The 20,350-nt window shown below is 58.6% G+C and carries 23 protein-coding genes; 11 read left to right on the top strand and 12 right to left on the bottom strand.

Going from position 1 to position 20,350, the window contains the following annotated elements; genetic code table 11:
- The first annotated feature begins 23 nt into the window (after positions 1-23).
- From ACIQUB_RS17420 to ACIQUB_RS17390, 7 genes are all read left to right on the top strand, one after another.
- Positions 24-1,286, top strand: a complete 1,263-nt coding sequence (locus ACIQUB_RS17420) for a cysteine desulfurase-like protein (protein ID WP_402930962.1) — start codon at positions 24-26, stop codon at positions 1,284-1,286.
- Between the two features lie 28 nt (positions 1,287-1,314).
- A complete protein-coding gene (gene hydA / locus ACIQUB_RS17415) occupies positions 1,315-2,736 on the top strand; it encodes a dihydropyrimidinase (protein ID WP_402930960.1) in 1,422 nt (473 codons plus the stop codon).
- 1,060 nt (positions 2,737-3,796) lie between these two features.
- Complete coding sequence (locus ACIQUB_RS17410; RefSeq protein ID WP_402930958.1) at positions 3,797-5,314, top strand: PAS domain S-box protein; 1,518 nt, start codon at positions 3,797-3,799, stop codon at positions 5,312-5,314.
- A 148-nt stretch (positions 5,315-5,462) separates the two neighbouring features.
- Positions 5,463-5,642, top strand: a complete 180-nt coding sequence (locus tag ACIQUB_RS17405) for a CsbD family protein (RefSeq protein ID WP_018901740.1) — start codon at positions 5,463-5,465, stop codon at positions 5,640-5,642.
- A 66-nt stretch (positions 5,643-5,708) separates the two neighbouring features.
- On the top strand, positions 5,709-5,969 hold the full coding sequence (locus tag ACIQUB_RS17400; RefSeq protein ID WP_018901741.1) for a BON domain-containing protein: 261 nt from the start codon (positions 5,709-5,711) through the stop codon (positions 5,967-5,969).
- Positions 5,970-6,016: 47 nt separating this feature from the next.
- The gene (locus ACIQUB_RS17395) at positions 6,017-6,535 is read left to right on the top strand and encodes a DUF992 domain-containing protein (protein WP_018901742.1); all 519 of its coding nucleotides are present in this window, start codon (positions 6,017-6,019) and stop codon (positions 6,533-6,535) included.
- Between the two features lie 109 nt (positions 6,536-6,644).
- On the top strand, positions 6,645-7,532 hold the full coding sequence (locus ACIQUB_RS17390) for a hypothetical protein (protein WP_026283593.1): 888 nt from the start codon (positions 6,645-6,647) through the stop codon (positions 7,530-7,532).
- 370 nt (positions 7,533-7,902) lie between these two features.
- Here the strand turns inward: ACIQUB_RS17390 and ACIQUB_RS17385 are convergent, their stop codons facing one another.
- The 4 genes from ACIQUB_RS17385 to ACIQUB_RS17370 form a co-directional block, all read right to left on the bottom strand.
- A complete protein-coding gene (locus tag ACIQUB_RS17385; protein ID WP_402930954.1) occupies positions 7,903-8,202 on the bottom strand; it encodes a DUF982 domain-containing protein in 300 nt (99 codons plus the stop codon).
- 75 nt (positions 8,203-8,277) lie between these two features.
- The gene (locus tag ACIQUB_RS17380; protein ID WP_402931199.1) at positions 8,278-8,754 is read right to left on the bottom strand and encodes an Hsp20 family protein; all 477 of its coding nucleotides are present in this window, start codon (positions 8,752-8,754) and stop codon (positions 8,278-8,280) included.
- Positions 8,755-8,827: 73 nt separating this feature from the next.
- Positions 8,828-9,103 (bottom strand): hypothetical protein, encoded by a 276-nt coding sequence (locus tag ACIQUB_RS17375; RefSeq protein ID WP_018901747.1) that lies wholly within the window; start codon positions 9,101-9,103, stop codon positions 8,828-8,830.
- Positions 9,104-9,275: 172 nt separating this feature from the next.
- Positions 9,276-9,548, bottom strand: coding sequence for an usg protein (locus ACIQUB_RS17370; protein ID WP_018901748.1), 273 nt, complete (start codon positions 9,546-9,548; stop codon positions 9,276-9,278).
- Positions 9,549-9,823: 275 nt separating this feature from the next.
- Here ACIQUB_RS17370 and ACIQUB_RS17365 point away from each other — a divergent pair, with 275 nt between their 5' ends.
- The 3 genes from ACIQUB_RS17365 to ACIQUB_RS17355 are packed head-to-tail and all read left to right on the top strand — an operon-like array spanning position 9,824 to position 12,056.
- The gene (locus ACIQUB_RS17365; RefSeq protein WP_018901750.1) at positions 9,824-10,138 is read left to right on the top strand and encodes a co-chaperone GroES; all 315 of its coding nucleotides are present in this window, start codon (positions 9,824-9,826) and stop codon (positions 10,136-10,138) included.
- A 52-nt stretch (positions 10,139-10,190) separates the two neighbouring features.
- Positions 10,191-11,819 carry a chaperonin GroEL gene (gene groL, locus ACIQUB_RS17360; RefSeq protein WP_018901751.1) on the top strand — a complete coding sequence of 543 codons (1,629 nt, stop codon included), beginning with the start codon at positions 10,191-10,193 and terminating at the stop codon, positions 11,817-11,819.
- Positions 11,820-11,867: 48 nt separating this feature from the next.
- A complete protein-coding gene (locus ACIQUB_RS17355; protein ID WP_402930950.1) occupies positions 11,868-12,056 on the top strand; it encodes a hypothetical protein in 189 nt (62 codons plus the stop codon).
- A gap of 193 nt (positions 12,057-12,249) precedes the next feature.
- On the opposite strand, the gene ACIQUB_RS17350 is transcribed toward ACIQUB_RS17355, so the two are convergent.
- From ACIQUB_RS17350 to ACIQUB_RS17325, 6 genes are all read right to left on the bottom strand, one after another.
- Positions 12,250-13,209: an NAD(P)-dependent oxidoreductase gene (locus tag ACIQUB_RS17350; RefSeq protein ID WP_018901753.1), complete on the bottom strand. Its 960-nt coding sequence runs from the start codon at positions 13,207-13,209 to the stop codon at positions 12,250-12,252.
- 74 nt (positions 13,210-13,283) lie between these two features.
- Complete coding sequence (locus ACIQUB_RS17345) at positions 13,284-14,072, bottom strand: transporter substrate-binding domain-containing protein (protein WP_402930948.1); 789 nt, start codon at positions 14,070-14,072, stop codon at positions 13,284-13,286.
- Positions 14,073-14,132: 60 nt separating this feature from the next.
- The gene (locus ACIQUB_RS17340; RefSeq protein ID WP_402930947.1) at positions 14,133-15,092 is read right to left on the bottom strand and encodes an agmatinase; all 960 of its coding nucleotides are present in this window, start codon (positions 15,090-15,092) and stop codon (positions 14,133-14,135) included.
- Between the two features lie 8 nt (positions 15,093-15,100).
- Complete coding sequence (locus tag ACIQUB_RS17335; RefSeq protein ID WP_018901756.1) at positions 15,101-15,757, bottom strand: amino acid ABC transporter permease; 657 nt, start codon at positions 15,755-15,757, stop codon at positions 15,101-15,103.
- The gene (locus ACIQUB_RS17330; RefSeq protein WP_402930944.1) at positions 15,757-16,566 is read right to left on the bottom strand and encodes an amino acid ABC transporter ATP-binding protein; all 810 of its coding nucleotides are present in this window, start codon (positions 16,564-16,566) and stop codon (positions 15,757-15,759) included. The genes ACIQUB_RS17335 and ACIQUB_RS17330 overlap by 1 nt, the downstream gene beginning before the upstream one ends.
- Positions 16,563-17,189: a DUF1989 domain-containing protein gene (locus ACIQUB_RS17325; RefSeq protein WP_026283595.1), complete on the bottom strand. Its 627-nt coding sequence runs from the start codon at positions 17,187-17,189 to the stop codon at positions 16,563-16,565. Before ACIQUB_RS17325 ends, ACIQUB_RS17330 begins: the two co-directional genes overlap by 4 nt.
- A gap of 289 nt (positions 17,190-17,478) precedes the next feature.
- Between ACIQUB_RS17325 and ACIQUB_RS17320 the strand changes: the two genes are divergently transcribed.
- Positions 17,479-18,654 carry a M24 family metallopeptidase gene (locus tag ACIQUB_RS17320; RefSeq protein WP_402930942.1) on the top strand — a complete coding sequence of 392 codons (1,176 nt, stop codon included), beginning with the start codon at positions 17,479-17,481 and terminating at the stop codon, positions 18,652-18,654.
- Between the two features lie 63 nt (positions 18,655-18,717).
- Here ACIQUB_RS17320 and ACIQUB_RS17315 read toward each other — a convergent pair whose 3' ends face one another.
- Positions 18,718-19,131 carry a VOC family protein gene (locus tag ACIQUB_RS17315; protein ID WP_018901760.1) on the bottom strand — a complete coding sequence of 138 codons (414 nt, stop codon included), beginning with the start codon at positions 19,129-19,131 and terminating at the stop codon, positions 18,718-18,720.
- A 34-nt stretch (positions 19,132-19,165) separates the two neighbouring features.
- Positions 19,166-20,350, bottom strand: coding sequence for a M24 family metallopeptidase (locus ACIQUB_RS17310; RefSeq protein WP_402930939.1), 1,185 nt, complete (start codon positions 20,348-20,350; stop codon positions 19,166-19,168).

Genomic DNA, 20,350 nt, shown 5'->3' with positions numbered 1-20,350 from the left:
AGACCATTAGGGAGACACTAGGAATGATTACCTCATCACCGCTCGACCTCGACTACGTGCGCAGCCAGTTCCCAGGCCTTCACCGCGGCTGGACCTATTTCGACAATGCGGGTGGATCTCAAATCCTCAAGGGCGCACTGGAGCGCATCAATAAATTCCTGATCGAAAAAAACGTGCAGATCGGCGGCTCCTACGCCGTATCGCAGGCGGCCGCCGAAGCGCTCTACGAAGCGCGGACCGCAGCCATGCACTTGGTCAACGCTTCGCATCCCGAAGAGATCGTGTTCGGCAATTCCACCACAGCGTTGCTGCAGAACCTAGCCCGTGCGATGCAAAGCCAGCTTTCGCCAGGCGACGAGATCGTCGTTACGGTCAGCGATCACGAATCCAACATCGGCCCCTGGGACCGGCTGAAAGAGGCCGGCATCACGCTGAAGATCTGGCCGCTCAACAAAGACACCTTGATGCTCGATCTCGCAGACCTGGCGCCGCTGATGAGCGGTCGCACCAAACTCGTCTGCGTGACCCACGTCTCCAACATCCTTGGATCGATCAATCCGATCCGCGAGATCGCCGATTTCGTGCATGCGCGTGGTGCAAGAATATGCGTCGATGCCGTGGCCTTTGCCCCGCACCGTGCCGTCGACGTACAGGCCTTAGACGTCGATTATTACGTTTTCAGCCTCTACAAGACCTACGGCCCACATTACGCGCTGATGTATGGCAAATATGATTATCTGCTCGAACTCGACACCCTATATCATTATTTCTACGGCAAGGACAAAGTGCCAGGAAAGCTGGAGCCGGGTAATCCCAACTATGAACTGGCCTATTCCACATGCGGCATCGTCGATTATCTGGCCGCACTTGGCGAACAGGCAGGCGAGACTGGACCGGTGCGCCAGAAAATAGAGGCAGCCTTTGCAGCAATCACCGAACAGGAAAATCTTCTGACGGAGAGGCTCCTGGGCTACCTTCGCTCTCGAAACGACTGCCGGATTGTTGGACAGGCCAATCAAGACGAGAAGCGCGTGCCTACTATTGCCTTCCGCTTCGATGGCCGTCAGGCTGGCGCGTTGTGCAAAGCAATGGACAGCGAAAACATCGCCATGCGTTTTGGGGATTTCCATTCGAAACGGCTTGCCGAATATCTTGGGCTCACCGACCATGGCGGCATGCTGAGGGTGTCCATGGTCCATTATAATACGCTGGAAGAGGTCGATCGCTTCACGGCAGCACTTGACCGTATTCTGGCGGGAGATGCGGGATTTGCGAAAGCAAGCTGAGCAATGACGACAAGAAGGATAGGGAATGATGCGTTTCGATACGGTGATCAGGCACGGAACAGTGGTGACGGCAAGCGACACGTTCGTCAGTGATGTCGGCATCAAGGATGGTCGTATCGCTGCACTTGCCGCTGACCTGACCGATGCCGACGAGATAATAGACGCCACCGGACTGTTCGTGATGCCCGGTGGTATCGACAGCCATGTTCATCTTGACCAGCCCTCCGGTGATGGCATCGTCATGGCCGATGACTTCGACAGCGGCACCCGCTCCGCCGCCATTGGTGGCAACAGCACAGTTCTGGCCTTCTGCATGCAGGAAAAGGGGCAGACGCTTCGGGAGGCATTGAAGGTCTATCATGCCAAGGCAGAAGGGAAATGTCACGTAGACGTTGCCTTCCATCTCGTCATCACCGATCCGACCCCAGAAGTCCTCGGCCAGGAACTCCCAGCATTGGTGCAGGATGGCTATACCTCGTTGAAAGTCTTCATGACCTATGAAGGACTACGGTTGCGCGACGACGAAATCCTTGCGACGCTGGATACGGCACGCCGCACCGGCGCTCTCGTTATGGTGCACTGCGAAAACGAGGATGCGATCCGCTACCTTATCGGCCGGCATGAAGAAGAGGGCAAGTTCGCGCCGAAATTCCATGCCACGACGAGGCCCGTTGCAGCCGAGCGAGAAGCCACCCACCGCGCACTTTCTCTTGCCGAAATCGTGGATGTGCCGGTCGTGATCGTCCACGTTTCGAACCGCGAGGCGATGGAGGAAATACGCCGTGCCCGCCAGCGCGGCCAGAAGATTGTAGGCGAAACGTGCCCGCAATATCTTATGTTGACCGCCGGTGATCTAGATCAGACCGAGATGGAGGGCGCCAAATACGTCTGCTCTCCACCACCGCGTGACAAGGCAAGCCAGGATGCCTGCTGGGAGGGTTTGAAACAGGGCGTGTTTGATCTGTTTTCCTCCGATCATTGCCCTTTCCGTTTCGATGATCCCGAAGGAAAATTGAACGAGAAAGGCAAGCGGCATTTCCGTTGGATCCCGAACGGCATTCCCGGCGTTGCCACACGCTTGCCGATTCTTTTCTCGGAAGGTGTCATGAAAGGCCGGATCGACATCAACCAGTTCGTTGCAGTCACCTCTACCAACCATGCCAAGCTATACGGTCTTTATCCGCGCAAAGGCACGATTGCGATTGGTGCCGATGCCGACATTGCCCTATGGGATCCGGATAAAAGGGTCATTGTGACGAATGACATCCTCCAGCACGGCGCTGACTATACACCTTATGAAGGGCAGGAGGTGCGTGGTTGGCCTGTCCAGCTGCTCTTGCGTGGCGAGACGACCATGAAGGACGGGGTGCTTGCCCAGCGGAAGGGATGCGGCACCTACCTCCAGAGAAATCGCTCTTCGCTGGTGTTGAGCAGCGCGACACCCAGCTAGACAAAGCGTCGAAAGGCCAAAGCCTGCTCAATTTTGTATGCCGGGCTCGGCGACGGGCGATCCACCGCAAGCTCTTGATACGATACGAACCAAGTACGTCTCTTCAGACTCTAGGCCGAAAAAAATCGTTGTCTGACGCACTCCGTGCGGCTAGCAATCGTTCTGATCCAACCGAGGTAAGCTGCAAAGTGGAGACATCAGCCGGCACCGGCGTGGCTCGGCTTCATCTTACGTTTCACGATCGAACGGGTCTATGTGATGGCCGCCATTCATCGGCGCTTGTGTTAGGACGGAGATGTTCGATTTTCGCGCTCTCTTGTGTTGTTCCAAGTTCGATCCTGGATGCAATCTGTGCAAACATCTACGACACGCAGACGTTAGGCTCCAGTGTCAGACGGAGTTTTGCCCTCGGGCCGAGCGACGCCAGTCAGGCTCCTGATGAACGAAATGCTTTATACCTGCTTGATACCTCTCGAAGGCGTGGCACTTACCTGTCGCTCAGACGGAAAATGATCCCGACACTCGCAACCGGCTGTGAACTAAACGCCGCAGGCTGACCTAACCGCAAAGGCCGACCTCAGTCAGCGCTTGGTTGCAGTTCCAGATATGCCGCCACAGTTCTGCAGGGCTATTGCCCAGGGCGCGAGGATGGCTTTCCTATGCGATCGTCGCGTCGCTATCCATATACACCATCACATGCCCCGGCCCCGCATCAGCACTTTGGCAACGCGGGCCGCTACTCGGACGACTTCACTGGCGTTGCCATAATTGCGTGTGAGACCTTTGGCCACAACTGCCCGTCTCATAAAATTTTTGTTGTGTCTCTGTGTGCCTGCCCTCACTTGATTTTTTTCTCGTCAGTCTTGGCTACTTTGCAAAACTACGGTCGCAATACCCGCACTCACAAAATTGGACAGTCGGCCAAAGCTGCGCGGCTGCAGACATACGTCTCGTGATTGACGTTCCATTGCCGAGAAATCAAAGAAACGATGAACACCGACCCTTTACATCGCTTCCAGGGACGCAACCTATTGGTCCGCCACTGAATCTGAGGGACGACATGAGGGAAAATCCTGAGCCGCCAAAGATCAACAAGGGCAGCCTTCAAGAGCTGATTGGGGGCCTGAGTGACGGCATTATCCTTGTTGAGCAGGCTGGACGTATCGTTTGGGCCAATGCCGCAGCCATCGCCATGCATCGAGCGAGTAGCATCGAGGAGCTCGGGGGCGACGCAGCGGGATATCGGCGAACGTTTACTCTGCGGTATCGCAACAATCATCCTCTGGAGGAAGGCCAGTACCCTATGGAGCGGCTCCTCGCTGGCGAGACAATCGACGACGTGACAGTCGAAGTATCGCCGGCAGCCGATCTTGACTTGGTTTGGGTGCACACTGTTCGCACAATGTTCATCACCGATGCTGGCGACAAGCCTGACGCACTGGCTCTGATCATCAAAGATGAGACGCCGCGCTTTGAAGCAGAGGAGCGGTTTGAGCGGTCATTTAATGCCAATCCAGCCCCAGGTCTGATTTGTCGGCTCGATGATCAGCGTTTCATGCGTGTCAATGAAGGCTTCCTTGAAATGACAGGCTTCTCAAAGGAAGACGTCATCGGCAGAACCGTCGAGGCGATCGGACTATTTTCGAACTGCGAAACCGGAGACGACGCCCTTTCGAAACTGAACGAAGGCCGGGTGATCCGCCATCGAGAGGCCTTAGTGCCTCTTCCCGATGGTGGCGACCGGCTCGTCATCGTTGCCGGTGAGCCGATCTCCGTCGTCGAAGAGCCTTGCATGCTTTTCACCTTTGCCGACCTTGACGCCAGACGAAAGGCCCAGAACGCCCTTCGTCAAAGCGAAGAGCGGTTCTCAAAGTCTTTCAGGCTCTCTCCCGCGCCAGCCGCCATCTCCCGGCTCGATGACTTCGTTTTTACAGAAGCGAACGACGCTTTCCTGCAGATCTCAGGTTACGGGCTGACTGAAGTGGTCGGCCGCACTGCCGGCGAGCTTCGTCTTTGGGAGGACATTGCGTCCAGACGCGGAGTGGAGCAGAAGCTGCGCGACAACATCTTCGTGCGAGACGAACCGATGCGGTTGAAACAAAGGGACGGTGACACGGCCGACTGCCTTGTTTCGGCTGAACGCGTGGAGATCAATGACGAACAATGCATCATTTGGGCCTTTCAGGACGTAACAGAACGCCGGCGCAGCGAAGCGCAACTCGTCGAGGCGATCGAAAGTGTCATGGCCGATACGTCCTGGTTCAGTCGCTCCATTGTTGAGCGTCTCGCGACCTTGAAGCAAGGCTCGACGACAAGGTCGACAGCCGGACTGCTGGAGCTTAGCGAGCGGGAGCGTGAGATCCTCGGCCTGATCTGCAATGGGCAAAGCGATGCGGAGATGGGACAGACGCTCCATCTTTCAAAGAACACCATCCGCAACCACATCGCCTCCCTTTACGGGAAGATCGGCGTTAACCGGCGTGCGGCTGCTGTCATCTGGGCGCGGGAACGCGGCTTTACGGGCGGCACCGACGGAAGATCATCAACGCGCGGGGGTAAAAAAGCGCGCGGAAAGTGACGTGGAGCCCACAAAAAGGTCATTTGATACTAATTGCGATAGTACTTTCCACTCTCAACTTTCATCGGGAACGGTTCTATTTCCAATGTCATGACACCGCAGTCGCCGGTGTCTGATGATCGAAACGCTATCTAAGGAAGGCTGCATTATGGATAAGAACCGTATCGAAGGTGCCGCAAAGGAACTGAAGGGCACGATCAAGGAGGTGGCGGGCAAGGTCACCGGTAACAAGGAACTGGAAACCGAAGGCAAGGTTGACAAGGCTGCCGGCCAGGCTCAGAGCACCATCGGCAAGGGCAAGGACGCCATAAAAGATGCGTTGAAGTGAGTGTCTTGCAACCGACTGGCTCGCCAAAATTGGCGAGCCGAAATCTCCCAGCCGAGGTCATTCCCGATGCTATTTCCGCTGTTCACGAGCGCAGCAACTGCTGCGAACTCCATCGCGGCAGGTGCTGCGATCAAATGCCTCCTGGCTTATACCCATGGATTTGAGGACTGCCTGATTGACGTCGAGATAGCACAGGGCGTCGTCATGCTCACGGGAACGGCGTCATCGCAGCAAGCCGCACGCAATGCGATCTCGCTTGCCGCGGACTTCACGTCGATGCCGGTGATCTGCAACCTGCGGATCGCTTCTGTTTCGCAGCCCGCCTGACAGGCGCCAGGGCAGACCTAAAAGCTACATCAAACAAGGAGCCAACCATGAAAAAGATGCTCATCCTCGCGCTTTCGGGCACAGTTGCTTTGGCATCGGTCGCTTCGGCGGCCGGCACCCATCACAGCAAGAAACCGCATCACCAGCAAGTTGCTTCGCAACCTAGAGAGCGACTTGGAACACTGTCGTGCGAAGTCGCTGGTGGGGTCGGTTTGCTCATCGGTTCCAGCCGCACTGTCGATTGCCAGTTCAAACAGCGCACTGGCAAGGTCGAACGCTATACCGGCACAATTGGCAAGCTCGGTCTCGATGTGGGCGTTACCGGAAAATCATATCTAAGCTGGATCGTCGTCAACACGACGCCGACGACAGTTGGAGAAGGCAGCCTTGCCGGGACCTATGTCGGAGCATCCGCTGGCGCATCTCTTGGCGTCGGTCTCGGAGCGAATGCGCTCGTTGGCGGCAACGCCAAAAATTTTGGCCTTCAGCCGCTGAGCGCGGAAGCGGGCACAGGTCTTAATGTTGCGGCCGGCGTTTCGCGCCTACAACTGCGCAAAGCGAGCTGATTTTAGCTTGAAGGACCCCAAATCTTTGGATGTGCCAAGCATCGGGGCGCCCTAAAGCCCCGTGCTCTCGCTCCGAACTCACATGCGCCAAATTCGAAAGGACACGCTCATGACTGAGCCGATTGGTGTAAATCGTCGAGATGACAGAGAAGATTATGTGCCGGAGACGGCAATTTTGAACAAGGTTTCCTGGGGCGCTGTCTTTGCCGGTGTTGCACTTGCACTCTCCGTTCAAGCCCTGTCGAACCTACTTGGCCTTGGGATCGGTTTAGCGGTTTTCGATCCATCGTCGTTTGGCAACCCCGCAGCCGGAAATGTCTCGACAGCTAGCGCTGCGTGGTTCCTTGCCTCAGGCGTTGGCGCGTCCTTCGTCGGCGGCTACATCGCCAGCCGCCTGTCTGCCCGTCCCAGTAGAGCGACTGGTGGTTATCAAGGCCTGACGGCATGGGCTGTCACGACCTTGCTGGTTCTCTATCTGCTGACCACATCTCTTGGTGCGATTGTCGGTGGCGCATTCAGCGGCGTTTCGGGCATACTTGGCGGTGTCGGCCAGACAGCGACATCGGCGGCAACTGTTGCGGTGCCGGCATTGGCAACCAACGGGGATCAGTTTTCAAGCATCGAACAGCAGATCAGATCTGCAACCGGCGGCAATGATCCCCAGGCGCTACGCGACACTGCCGTTACTGCCCTGCGGGCAGTGATCTCCGGGGATCAGGCGACACTGGATGACGCCCGTAACAAGGCGGCGGCCGCGCTCGCTCGCGCGCAGAATATTCCGGCCGATCAAGCCAAGACACAGGTTGCGGACTACGAAGCCCAATACAGGCATTCGATCCAGATAGCAAAGCAAAAGGCGATTGAGGCGGCTCAGTCGGCCAGCGAGGTGCTGTCAAAGGGCGCGATCTTAGCATTCGTTGCGCTTTCGATCGGGGCGGTCGCAGCCTGGTTTGGCGGCGTGGCAGGCACGGTGCGAGCCGGATTGCCGCGACATTAAAGACATGACGATGACGACCTGCGCAAAACCAGCTCACGCCGCCAACCTGAAAGGCTGGCAGCGCACGCCAGCCTTGTCCCGCCGAAATTACGGCATCAGCCGATGGTCTCGTTGATTGCTAGCCTTACCGACTTTCGAACTCCCGGAACACGCGTTGAACTTCGTCGATCGAGGTTGCTCGCTCGTCCCGGGCAATGCCGGAAATCAAGCGTTGAATTGACGGCATAAAAAGTTCGATGCCCATGCGGCTAGGACGTTCCGCTTGTCATCTACCGACAGAAAGCAGGATCTGACGGCGCCGATCGGCCGCCGAGACCGATCTCATCAATATCGCCGGCCCCGTTATACTTGGTGATCGACCGCATGCTTCTCATTGCACGTGTGGATCGCGGTCTCGTCGCATTCGAGAGGCAGCAATCGCGGCTGTTTCGGGAGCCAGTAGATCATGCTTGGCGGCGAATGCTGCGAAGAGGCCGCGCGCCGTCTCTGCTTCGATTTCACCGCGAAGTGCGGCTTGACACGCTTTCATAGCCACGCAGTGCGCCGTGTCTCTGAATGATGTAGGCCATTCGGCAAGGTGTCGGTAAGCGTCCATCACGCTGCGAACTTGCGCGGGAAAGCCCAGGCCAACTAGAATTGTGACAGGGTCTTTGAACATATCGGGTTTCATCGCTGTCTCCTTCCCAACCCGGAATGTTGATGGGCGCCAGCGCTTGGCGCCCTCGCCTATGATTGCATCTGAAAATTAAGCAGCCTTCTGCGCTTCGATTTGCGCCGCGGCGGCCGGTTTTGCGAGGGTCGGCGTGCTCTGGATGTGGATCTTCCTCGGCTTGAGGGCTTCCGGGATTTCACGGACAAGATCAATCGAGAGCAGACCATTCCTCAAATCGGCTCCCTTCACACGCACGTGGTCGGCAAGCTCGAACCGGTGCTCGAACGGACGGCCGGCTATGCCACGATGCAGATAGCCCTCATTCGTGGCCTCCTGCTTCTTGCCGGTGACGATCAGCAGATTGGACTGGAAGGTAATGTCGAGATCGTCTTCGGCGAAGCCTGCGACTGCGATCGAAATTCGGTAGCTGTCGTCACCGCTCTTGACGATATCATAGGGTGGCCAGTCGCTGATCGAGCGTGCGCGCTGGGCATTTTCAAGTAGGTTGAAGATCCGGTCGAAGCCAACGCTCGAGCGGAAAAGTGGTGCATAATCGTAAGATGTTGCCATAGCCATATCCTCCTTGAAGCAACATGGATACGGGAATGCCAAAAGCGGCGCTCCCGGCGAAACCAACCCTGTCTCAGCGGCTGGCGCCAAACGATCTGGTTTGAACGGCTATCCCTTTCAAGATCCGCTTCAAAAATTTTTTGCCGACCGCAAGTTTGGTATCGTCAATGCACCTATCGGCTGACAACGCAATGTCGGTAAGCGGCATCCTCGCTAAATACCCGCTCAGCATTTGGGGTCTTTCGCCTTCCAGTTCCTCGACATTTAATTGGATCACTTCCGCATAGTCGCAGACATCGTCGAGACCCGGCCCCACCCCAGACGAGAGCCGGCCTGCGGCGCTTTGCAATCACAGCATCACATCGACCATGACCTCTTCCCTGCGGGCGATCTTGGCATCCAAATGATTTTAGACACTCCGCTTCTCGTTCTTCCATTCCTCACAGACGTTGAAGGCGATCGCCCCTGGTCAAGGCCGATCGGTAGGGATAGTGAGGAGGTGGAAATCTCAGTTTCAAGAGTTAGTGCATCTTGAATTCGCCATCGACACGGCGCCATTGGTTCGGCCCGATCAAGTGCTGGTGGCTATAGCGAACCGAGTGAAGAGGACCATCGAGGGTGGCTTTCCAAAAGTCCAGAAACTTGTGCATCTGAGGAAAATCCGGGGCGAGATCGTAGTCCTGCCAGACGTAGGTCTGCAGGACGGATCCAAAGTCCGGAATGCGATAGAGAATATGGGCGGTGGTCAAGCCGTAGCCGTTCAGTTGGCGTTCGAGGTCCGTTGAGAATTGCATGCTTCATCTCCGTTTCGTAACGCGATGATGGTGATCCAAAACGTTGCCCCGATCAACAGAATCGAGGAACCCCGCGTCGATTTTCTGCGCTTTTTCAGCATGTTAGCAGCAATCATAGCTGAGTGCTAATTTTTCGCAGCGCCCCTCTTGAAATTGGAAAATCCCGAAAATAAATTTTTCGCGCGAACGCTCGATGAGGTTCGCACCTGCCCGGACTGGTCATCCGGTCCGGCCAGGGCATTCAACGTCATCATTTTTGCTCAACGGAGGAAAACATGTCGTTCCGACCGCTTCATGACCGCATTCTTGTCCGCCGGGTTGAATCCCAGGAGAAAACCAAGGGCGGCATCATCATTCCCGATACTGCCAAGGAAAAGCCGTCCGAGGGCGAGGTCGTCGCAGTTGGCACTGGCGCTCGTAACGAGGCAGGCCAGATCCAGGCGCTCGACGTCAAGCCCGGCGACCGCATCTTGTTCGGCAAATGGTCCGGCACCGAGATCAAGATCAACGGTGAAGACTTGCTGATCATGAAGGAAAGCGACGTATTGGGTATCATCGAAGCCCAGGCCGAGCAGAAAAAAGCGGCCTAATCCGTCCTACCCAACCATCAGTCAAATAGCTGCCTATAGAGGAGTTAGATAAATGGCTGCAAAAGAAGTCAAATTCCACACTGACGCCCGTGAACGCATGCTGCGCGGGGTCGACGTTCTCGCCAACGCTGTGAAGGTAACGCTTGGTCCGAAGGGCCGCAACGTGGTGGTCGACAAGTCCTTCGGCGCGCCGCGCATCACCAAGGACGGTGTATCGGTAGCCAAGGAAATCGAACTCGAGGACAAGTTCGAAAACATGGGTGCCCAGATGCTGCGCGAAGTGGCGTCGAAGACCAACGATCTTGCCGGCGACGGCACCACGACGGCGACCGTTCTAGCCCAGGCAATCGTCAAGGAGGGTGCCAAAGCGGTTGCCTCAGGCATGAACCCGATGGACCTGAAGCGTGGCATCGATATCGCCGTGGACGCTATCGTCAAGGAGCTGAAGACCAACGCCCGTAAGATTACCAGCAATTCGGAAATCGCCCAGGTGGGCACGATCTCGGCCAATGGTGATGAGGAAATTGGTAAGTACCTCGCCGAAGCCATGGAGAAGGTCGGCAACGAAGGTGTCATCACAGTCGAGGAAGCCAAGACCGCAGAAACCGAGCTCGAAGTTGTCGAGGGCATGCAGTTTGATCGAGGTTACCTCAGCCCTTACTTCGTCACCAACCAAGATAAAATGCGGGTCGAACTGGAAGACCCCTATATCCTTATCCACGAAAAGAAGCTTTCGAACCTGCAGGCCATGCTTCCGGTTCTGGAAGCGGTCGTTCAGTCCGGCAAACCGCTCCTAATCATCGCCGAAGACGTCGAAGGCGAAGCGCTGGCCACCCTCGTGGTCAATAAGCTGCGCGGCGGTCTGAAGATTGCCGCCGTCAAGGCTCCGGGCTTCGGTGACCGCCGTAAGGCCATGCTGGAAGACATCGCTATCCTTACGGGTGGCACTGTTATCTCCGAGGATCTCGGTATCAAGCTCGAGAGCGTGACACTGAACATGCTCGGCCGGGCAAAGAAGGTGGCCATCGAGAAGGAGAACACGACCATCATCGATGGCATCGGCTCGAAGGCCGAGATCGACGGCCGCGTCGCGCAGATCCGTGCTCAGATTGAGGAAACGACCTCCGACTACGACCGCGAAAAACTGCAAGAACGGCTTGCCAAGCTCGCCGGCGGCGTCGCGGTCATCCGGGTTGGCGGTTCGACGGAAATCGAGGTCAAGGAGAAGAAGGACCGCGTCGACGACGCGCTTCATGCAACTCGCGCGGCCGTCGAGGAAGGCATACTGCCCGGCGGTGGTGTTGCTCTGCTTCGCGCGGTCAAGTCTCTCGACAATCTCGCCACGCCCAACCAGGATCAAAAGGTCGGCATCGACATCGTCCGGCGTGCCATCGAGGCACCCGTGCGGCAGATCGCAGAAAATGCCGGTGCGGAAGGCTCGGTTATCGTGGGCAAGTTGCGGGAGAAAACCGACTTCTCTTTCGGCTGGAATGCCCAGACGGGCGAATACGGTGATCTTTATGCTCAAGGCGTCATCGACCCCGCCAAGGTCGTGCGGACCGCGCTTCAGGATGCCGCATCCGTCGCTGGTCTCCTTGTGACCACGGAAGCGATGATCGCCGAAAAGCCGAAGAAGGACGCCGCACCGGCTCTGCCGACCGGTGCCGGAATGGACTATTAAGCAGGATTGCCCGCCAAAAATTGGCGGGCATTCCAGGCTAAGGATCAGATGGCAAACAATCTTTCAAAGGAAGATCTGCGCATCTGCGTCGATGTCGTTAAGACGATCGCACGTGAACGCGGAACAGCCAAGGACCCGGCGGCGGTCGCGGAACTCATGAGTGCAGTTGCCCGCAATTATAACAGGGGCGTCCGCAGCTTCGAACAACTGATAGCCGCCATGAAGGCCGGCACCTGACAGGAAGCGCCTGGCTGATAACCGGCCGGGCGCTTCTTATACGCTCCACCGCGCGGTGCACTGCGGATGGACTAGGATTCGGCCGAATGGCCTGCCGACGCCTCCATAAAACATCCACTGCAATCAACGGGTCAAGCAGTCGGGAATTCGTCGCAACGGCGTGTTCGACCTTGCAAAGGATATCGATCGAAGACTAATAGCCGCGATTGAAATCGATCCCATCGGGCAGAAGACCATCTGCGCGGTACTGAACAATCCTGTCAGCGACAATCTGCGCGGCAGTTGACGGATTGGTGGGAGCCGAAATGTGTGGCAGTACGGTCACCCCGCGGTGCCCCCATAGAGAGCTCTTCCCATCGAGGGGTTCGTTCTCGAAGACGTCAAGCACTGCGTGCTTCAAGGCGCCGGTGTCGAGTGCGGCAACGAGATCAAGCGTTTTAATAATGCGGCCACGCCCAAAATTAATGAAGCCAGCATTCGCGGGCAGCAGCTCAAACTCGCGCGTGCCGAGGAGAGCGGTCGTTTCGGCCGTCAGCGGCAACAAGCAAACCACGATGTCGGATGCCTTTAGCATGGCTTCCAAGCCCCCCGGGCCGAAGTAGGTCGTCACACCCTCGACCTTCTTCTCGGTCCGGCTCCAGCCACTGACCGCAAAACCCGCTAGCTGCAACTGCTGGGCGGCGGCGCGACCAAGAGCCCCCAGTCCCAATAGGCCGACCCGGGTGTCGGGTGCCGATCGGTAGGGGAGTTGCTGCCAAAGACCTTGGCGTTGCTGCAGGCCATAGGCCGGCATGTCGCGGGAGAGATAAAGCGTCCAGGCGAGCACAGCCTCGGCCATGGTTCGCGCAAGATCCGGGTCGATGAGGCGCACGATCGGATGCGAGAAACCTTTGAGTTCCAGAACCAGCCGCTCGACGCCCGCCCAAAGGCTATGAACCCATTTCAGGTTCGGCAGCCGCCCGAGATCGACAGGATCGGGATTGGCGACGATCGCGATATCGACGCGGTCAAGCTCTTCGGTCGACAGCGCATGAATGGGACGGATGGTTTCACGTGGCATAGCCGCACTGAGGACTGTGAGCCAGTTGTCTTCGGCTGCTTTGGATAAGCGCGTGATAAGCGCGACGCGAGACGACATCGATATGCTCTGCATGGGTTGCCCGTTGTGGACGCCGGGCGATACTAAGAAGGAAGGCCGGGCACTTTTTGTGCCCGGCCAGGCGATCATTACTGAATGGTCTTGATCGGGTCCTTGGGTGTCGGATCAAATCCGACCAGATCGGTGGTCAGCTTGGCGTAGGTGCCGTCGGCAACCATGTCGGCCAGTGCCTTATTGACTGCCTCGACCAGATGCGGCTTGCCCTTCTTGAAGGCGAAGCCCTTCTGGACATGGCTGACATAATCGTCGGTCATGGTCAGCGGCATTTTCGCGGACTTGATGGCGTATGCAGCGGCGATCGCATCGGTGATGATAGCGTCGACATTGCCGTTGACGAGGTCCTGCATGGCATCGGATTCGGCCTTGTAGCCCTTGGCGGTCGCGCCCTTCTCTTCGGCGATCTTCGTCCAGCTCGAGGCGACAAGGGCACCGACCGTCTTGCCTTTGAGATCGGCAGCACTCTTGATTGCGGAACCATTGGGCACGACGATACGGCCACCGGATTCCAGCCATCCGTTCGAGAAGGTGACCTGCTGCTGACGGGCCTCGGTGATGTCCATGGCGGCGCTGATGACATCGTACTGGTCCGCCTGAAGGCCGACGAGCAGCGAATCCCATTTGATCAGGACGGGCGTGTATTCGAGGTTGAGGCGCTTTGCGACTTCCGTCATGACGCGGATTTCGAGGCCATCGAGCTTGCCGTCAGGTGCGCGCATGCTGAACGGCGCGTAGGTGCCTTCGGTGGCGACCATCAGCTTGCCAGGCTGCAGGAGTTCAAGGTCGGCAGCGTGGGCGATGGAGCTCACGGCCATGCCCGCAAGTGCGGCGGCGGTGATGATCAGAGACTTCAATTTCATGGTCAGTTCCCTTTTATGTTGTTTCGGTGCATTCACTCGGCGTCGCGCCGCCGGTTTTCGTCAGCCCTTCGCCTTGGCGCGTTGGGAAGCAAGCAAAGCCATCAGCTCCGCCGTCACGGTGGCGGCCATCAAGGCGGTGATCTGTCCTGGCCCGTCGTAAAGCGGATTGGCCTCAACCACGTCGCAGCCGACGAGGTTGAGGTCGTTAAGGGCGCGCAGGATTTGAAGCGTCTCGCGCGCCGTCGGTCCACCCGCCTCGGGGGTCTGGACCGCGGGTGCTGCGGACGGATCGATGAAATCCATGTCGAAGGATATGAAGGTCGGGCGCCCACCGACGCGATCGGCGATCCGCTGTGCTAGACCACGAAGACCGAGATCGAGTGCATCGTCAGTCGTCAGCACCTCGTAGCCGAGATCGATCGATTGGCTGATATCGTCCCTCTGGAACAGCGAGCCGCGCATGCCGATCTGGATCGAGTGCGCGGGATCGATGATCGCTTCCTCGGCGCCACGACGAAACGGCGTTCCCGCGCTGTATTTCTTGCCGGCGAAATACTTGTCCCAGGTGTCCGTGTGGGAATCGAAATGAACAAGCGCGATCGGGCCATGAACCTTGGCGAGCGCCCGGATCTCGGCAAGCGTGATCGAGTGATCGCCGCCGATCGCGAAGGGGACGATGCCGGCATTGACCAGAGCCGCGACCGACTCCTCGATGCGCTCCAGGGATTCGATCTCGTATCCCGGCACGACGTTGGCATCGCCGACATCCGCGACAACAAGCTCTTCGAAGACGTTGATGTTGCCGCGATACGGGTTGATCGGACGCAGCATCACCGACATGGCGCGCACCGCGTTCGGTGCGAAGCGCGCGCCGGTGCGATACGGACCGCCGGAATCGGAGGGGAGCCCGATCACGGCCGCATCCAGCCCGCTCAGCGTCGTCGCCTGCGGCAGGCGCATGAAGGTCGGAACGCCGCAGAACCGTGGTGTTTCAAGCGAGTCGATCGGAAGGACACTCATGGCTCACCTCAACCCAGGTTCGCGTAGCGTCGCTCAAGCCAGGAGGCGACGAATGTGAGGATCGTGGTCAGGACGAGATAGATGACCGCCACGGCGATGTAGAATTCGAAGGGACGGAAGGTCGCCGCGATCAACGTCTGTGCGTAAAGCGTCAGCTCGACGACGGTGATGGTCGAGAGAAGCGAGGTGTTCTTCAGCGTCGAAATCGCCTCGTTGGTGACGGCGGGCAGAACGATGCGGAAGACCTGCGGCAGGATGATCGTGCGCATCGTCTCGCTCGGGCTGAAGCCAAGCGCCAGGGCCGATTCATTCTGGCCGCGCGGGATGGCGTTCAGGCCACCGCGGATGATTTCGGCAACATAGGCGCCGCTGTTGATACCGAGCGCGATGACACCGGCGGTAAACGGCGAAAGCCGGATGCCTATCTGCGGCAGGCCGAAATAGATGATGAAGACCTGGATCAGCGTCGGCGTGCCGCGAATGAACCAGATATAGAAGCCCGCCGCCACGCGCGCGGATTTCCATTTGGAACGCTGCGCCAGCGCTGCCAGAAGGCCGCATGCCCAGCTGACGACGATCGTCAGGATCGTCAGGCCGAATACCGTCCATGCGGCTTCAAGAAAGCCTGGACCATAAAGCTGAACTTCTTCGATAAAACCGCTCATTACGCCTGCGCTCCCTGACCTTGATCGTTCGAGAAGGAATGACCAACGTCGTCATGCAGGATGCGATGAAGGAACTGCTTCAGGCGGTCGCTTTCGGGATGCCTCAGAATATCCGGCGGCCCCTCTTCGGCGATCACGCCCTTGTCGAAAAACAGGACGCGCGAAGAGACGTCGCGCGCGAAGGCGATCTCGTGGGTAACGAGCAGCATGGTCATGCCCTCGGACGCCAGAGATGCCATCAAAACCAGAACTTCGTGGACGAGCTCGGGATCGAGCGCCGAGGTGACCTCGTCGAACAGCATCAGGCGCGGCTTCATGGCAAGCGCACGGGCGATCGCCACGCGCTGCTGTTGGCCGCCCGACAGGCGCGACGGATAGCTATGGCGCTTTTCGAACAGGCCGATGCGCGACAGAAGTGCCTCCGCCTCCTCGATTGCCTGCGCACGCGGCAGCTTCAAGAGACGGATCGGCGCATGCGTGACGTTTTCGAGCACCGTCATGTGCGGCCAGAGATTGTAGCTCTGGAACACCATGCCGACGCGCGCCCGCAAGGACTGCAGCTGCGACGGCGTGGGGAAGAAGCGCGAGGCCGGACGGAAATCGAAAGACAGGCCCTCGAACTCCATGAAACCCGATTGCGGCATTTCGAGCGCGTTGATCGAGCGCAGGAAGGTGCTTTTGCCCGAGCCGCTGGCGCCGATGATGGAAACCACCTCGCCTGCCTTGACGTCCAGTGAAACGCCTTTCAGCACTTCATTGTCGCCGAAGCTCTTGCGGATTTCGCGCAGTTTTAGAAGCGGTTCGCTCATGCTGGCACCTCCGACGGATAGGCATCGAGAATGTTCACCGCCACGTCGCGCGGGGTGCGCGCGGCGCCGTTGATCGGCGTGATGTCTTGCGGACAGGCGGAGAGAACGAAGATCAGATCCATCTCGGCGCGCATGACGACGTAGTCGCCGGCAGCGGTATCCGGCGGGACGCGATCGACGGTGCCATCGGAAGTAACCGGCACATTCATGAAGAGGTTCAGCGAGGCTGGCGTGAAGGGCATTTCGATACCCACGTCAGACAGCGCCTCGTGGAAATTGTCGGTGCAGCTGCGGTGATATTCCTGGCATCCGAGTTGCTGATAGAGCTCGCGATTGCAGGGGCAGAGCAATGTGTCGTGCCTCACCTTGGCGCTATCTGCGACCATCGTCAGCATCGGGCGGCGGCGGGAGCTCATCAGCGCCATACCCTCGGTGAAGAAGATATTGCTGTTCATTGAACGCGTGTGATCGAGCGAAGACGTCTCGAAGTGATCACTGTCGGCAAGTGCCCAGGCATCGACGACCTGGTTGCCGTGGGTGTTCGTCACGAGGGCGAATTGCCCCGCCTTCATCCTGAAGGAGCGCCCTCTGGAGGCGGGCACGATGTCTGCGTCTAGGCTCATTTCAAACTCGTCTTTCTTCGATGCGATCGGTGCTGGGATGGTCCGATCGATCAAGTCCTGGCAACCCTATTCAGTATACCAGTGGAGTTCAAGTAGCAATTTCAATAAATTATAGCCTTTATAATCGCCTTCTTGTATATAATTTAGACACGAAATGCTTATCGCGTAAGCATATTAGACCGGTTGGCGCATTAATCAGCAGAAGGGCAACAGGCTCGATTGACGTTCGGATACTCGTGGTGTACCGAAAATCAAGGCCTTAACAAATGAGTGCATACGGAGTGACATGATGGAGCGCTATTTTCCGCTGGACGAATACGAGGCCCGCTGGGCTCGCGTTCAAAACGAGATGAAACTGCGCGGCTTCGCCACGACTGTCGTCTTCGGGCGCGGCGGCGGAACGACCGACAATTGCGGCGACATCCTCTACCTCTCCAACCACTATGCAATCAGCAGCGGCATGGACTCGCTGATCTGGACAGCACGCTCCTTCGCGGGCGTCATCCTCCAGGAAGGGCGGGCGCCGCAGCTGCATATCGATGAGCCGGAAGTGCGTCGCGATCTGGTTTCGATCGATGACGTGCTGAGCAGCAACCATCCATTTGAAAGCGTTGCCCGCTCGCTCGTCGAACGCGGAGTTACGGGTCCGGTCGCGCTCGTCGGCACCAACCTGATCCCGGTGAAATATTACCGGCAGCTGGAAGCGATCGCGCCCGAGATCGAATGGGTCGCGGCCGACGATCTCGTCAGATCGGTCCGGCGCATCAAGAGCAAACGCGAACTCGACTGTTATCGTGTCGCGGGAGAGACGGCGACGGCGGGAATGACAATCCTGATGGAAAGCCTGATCAGCGGCATGTCGGAGCGCGAAGCGGCCGGCGAGGCGGCGCGTGAGGTCGTGCGCCGCGGTGGCCGGATCCAGATGATCGGCACCAACCATGGCGACACGCTGGGCTTCGACCAGCGCTTCCCGTTGACAGGCTACAGCGCCGATGTGCCTGCTGTCGGCGATCTCGTCACCGGCACGCTGCATGGTCCCCTGTTTCAGGGATATTACCTCGATCCGGGCCGGACAGCGGTGCGTGGCAAGGCTAACAGCGAACAACTGCGGCTGATCGAAGCCGCCGGCGATATCGTGCATCGCCTGTCGGATATGATGAGGCCGGGGACAAAATTGCTCGATGTTGCGGCGGAAGGCGATCGCATGACGGCCGCGTTCGGCGGCTCGATCTCTTCGATCATGAAGAACTTCCCCTTTTTCGGCCACGGCATTGGTCTCGGCTTCGAGCTGCCGCGCATCTCGACGACCATGTCGATGCCAGAGGACGTCGTGGAAGAGGACATGGTCTTCGGCGTCGAGGCGTTCTTGTCGCTCGACGGCGTTGGTGCTGCCTTCTTCGAGGACATCATCATCATCGGCAAGGATGGCAACGAGCTGCTGACGAAGTCGCCGAGCGTCTTCTAGGTCAGGCGGCGGTAACCGCGATAACAAAGGACCGGGCGAGATAATCGCCCGGTCCTTTTCTTTTTAGTGCGCGAAGACGCTGTCGAAATCCTTGAAGCCCTTGACCTCGATCGGGTTGCCGCTCGGGTCGAAGAAGAACATGGTCCGCTGCTCGCCCGGCTCACCCTCGAAGCGGACGACCGGCGGAATATCGAAGGCGATACCGCCCTTTTGCAGGCGTTCGGCGAGAGCGAACCAATCTTCAAGGGGCAGCACGACGCCGAGATGAGGCATCATCACCATATGATCGCCAACCTTGCCGGTACGCGTGACTTCGAACGGCTTGCCGAGGTGCAGCGAGATCTGGTGACCGAAGAAGTCGAAATCGACCCAGGTATCGGTCGAGCGGCCTTCGGCGCAGCCGAGGACGTCGCCGTAGAAGCGTCTTGCCGCGTCGAGATCGGTGACATGGTAGGCGAGATGGAAGAGTGAGCGCACGGTGGTCTCCTTTGTGATGGCGAAATGGTCTTGATCAGCGAATGGTGAGGGTTCTGGGTAGGCTCGACAGCGGCTCGGCCCCGTGTTCGGTAACGATCACCGTCTCCGACGCACCGACCGTCCAGTGGCCGTAGCTGCGCAGCGTCGCCGGCAGGTGGAACACCATGCCCGGCTCGATCAGGCGCGAGACGCCGGTAAACAGGCTGAGGATTCCCCCTTCGCCCCAATCGGGCGCGAAGGCGACGCCCATCGAGTAGCCGATACGCTTGCGAAACGCGGCGGTGTAGCCGGCCTCGTCGATGATGCGCTGTGCGGCTTCATGTGGCGCCGAACACGACGCACCCGGCTGGATCGCCGCAAGCGCGCCGTCGAGGGCGCGTAGCGAGCAATCCATCATACGCTGTGCGGCATCGGGCGGGCCGCCGATCCAGACGCTGCGCATGAGCGCGGAATGATAACGAGCATGGCTGCCCGCGAGTTCGAGGAACACCGGATCGCCCGCCTCCAACAGGCGCCGGCGCCAAGTCATGTGCGGCAGGCCGCTACGCGGTCCCGATGAGACGAGCGGCTCCATCGCCATGGCCTCGGAACCGGCCTGTGTCGCCGCCTGCAGCATGGCCGCCGCGATGTCGTTTTCGCTGGCCCCGTCCCCGCAGGCGTCGATGGCCGCGATCATGCCCGCCTCGGCATAGCCCGCGGCAGCGCGGATGGCGGCGAGCTCATCGGCCGATTTGACCATGCGCAGCGGCGGCAGGATATCCGAGCCATCGGCAAGACGCTCTTGCCCGAGCTCCCTGGAGATCTCCTCGGCCACTCGTGGGGGAAGGAACCAGCCACCGAGCTCGATCGCCGGCCGCGCGATTTTTCGGTCCCGCAACAGCGCCATAAGCGTCGAGACCGGGCTCTCGCCATCTTGGTAGACGACGATATCGGAGAGCCAGGTGTTGGCCACCGTGCCGTAGAACTCCAACTGCCGAACAAGCAGCGTCAAGTCCCCCGATGCCGTCAGGATCAAGGCCTGAAACGCGAAATATCCGGCGGTCTGGCGCCCGGTCAGCCAGTAGATCGTCTCCGGCCCCGTGACGACAAGCGCCTCATGGCCGCTGGCGGCAAGCGCCGACACCGCACGTGCCTGGCGCCGCGAGAACTCGTCGCGCGAAAACGCTGCCTCGCTTGCGCGGAGCGTATCGATGCTTTCATTCAGTATCTTGGATTGCAT

Source organism: Rhizobium sp. NPDC090275 (assembly GCF_044772225.1).
Taxonomy (GTDB): Bacteria; Pseudomonadota; Alphaproteobacteria; order Rhizobiales; family Rhizobiaceae; genus Rhizobium.
This window is presented reverse-complemented; position numbering and strand designations above follow the sequence as displayed.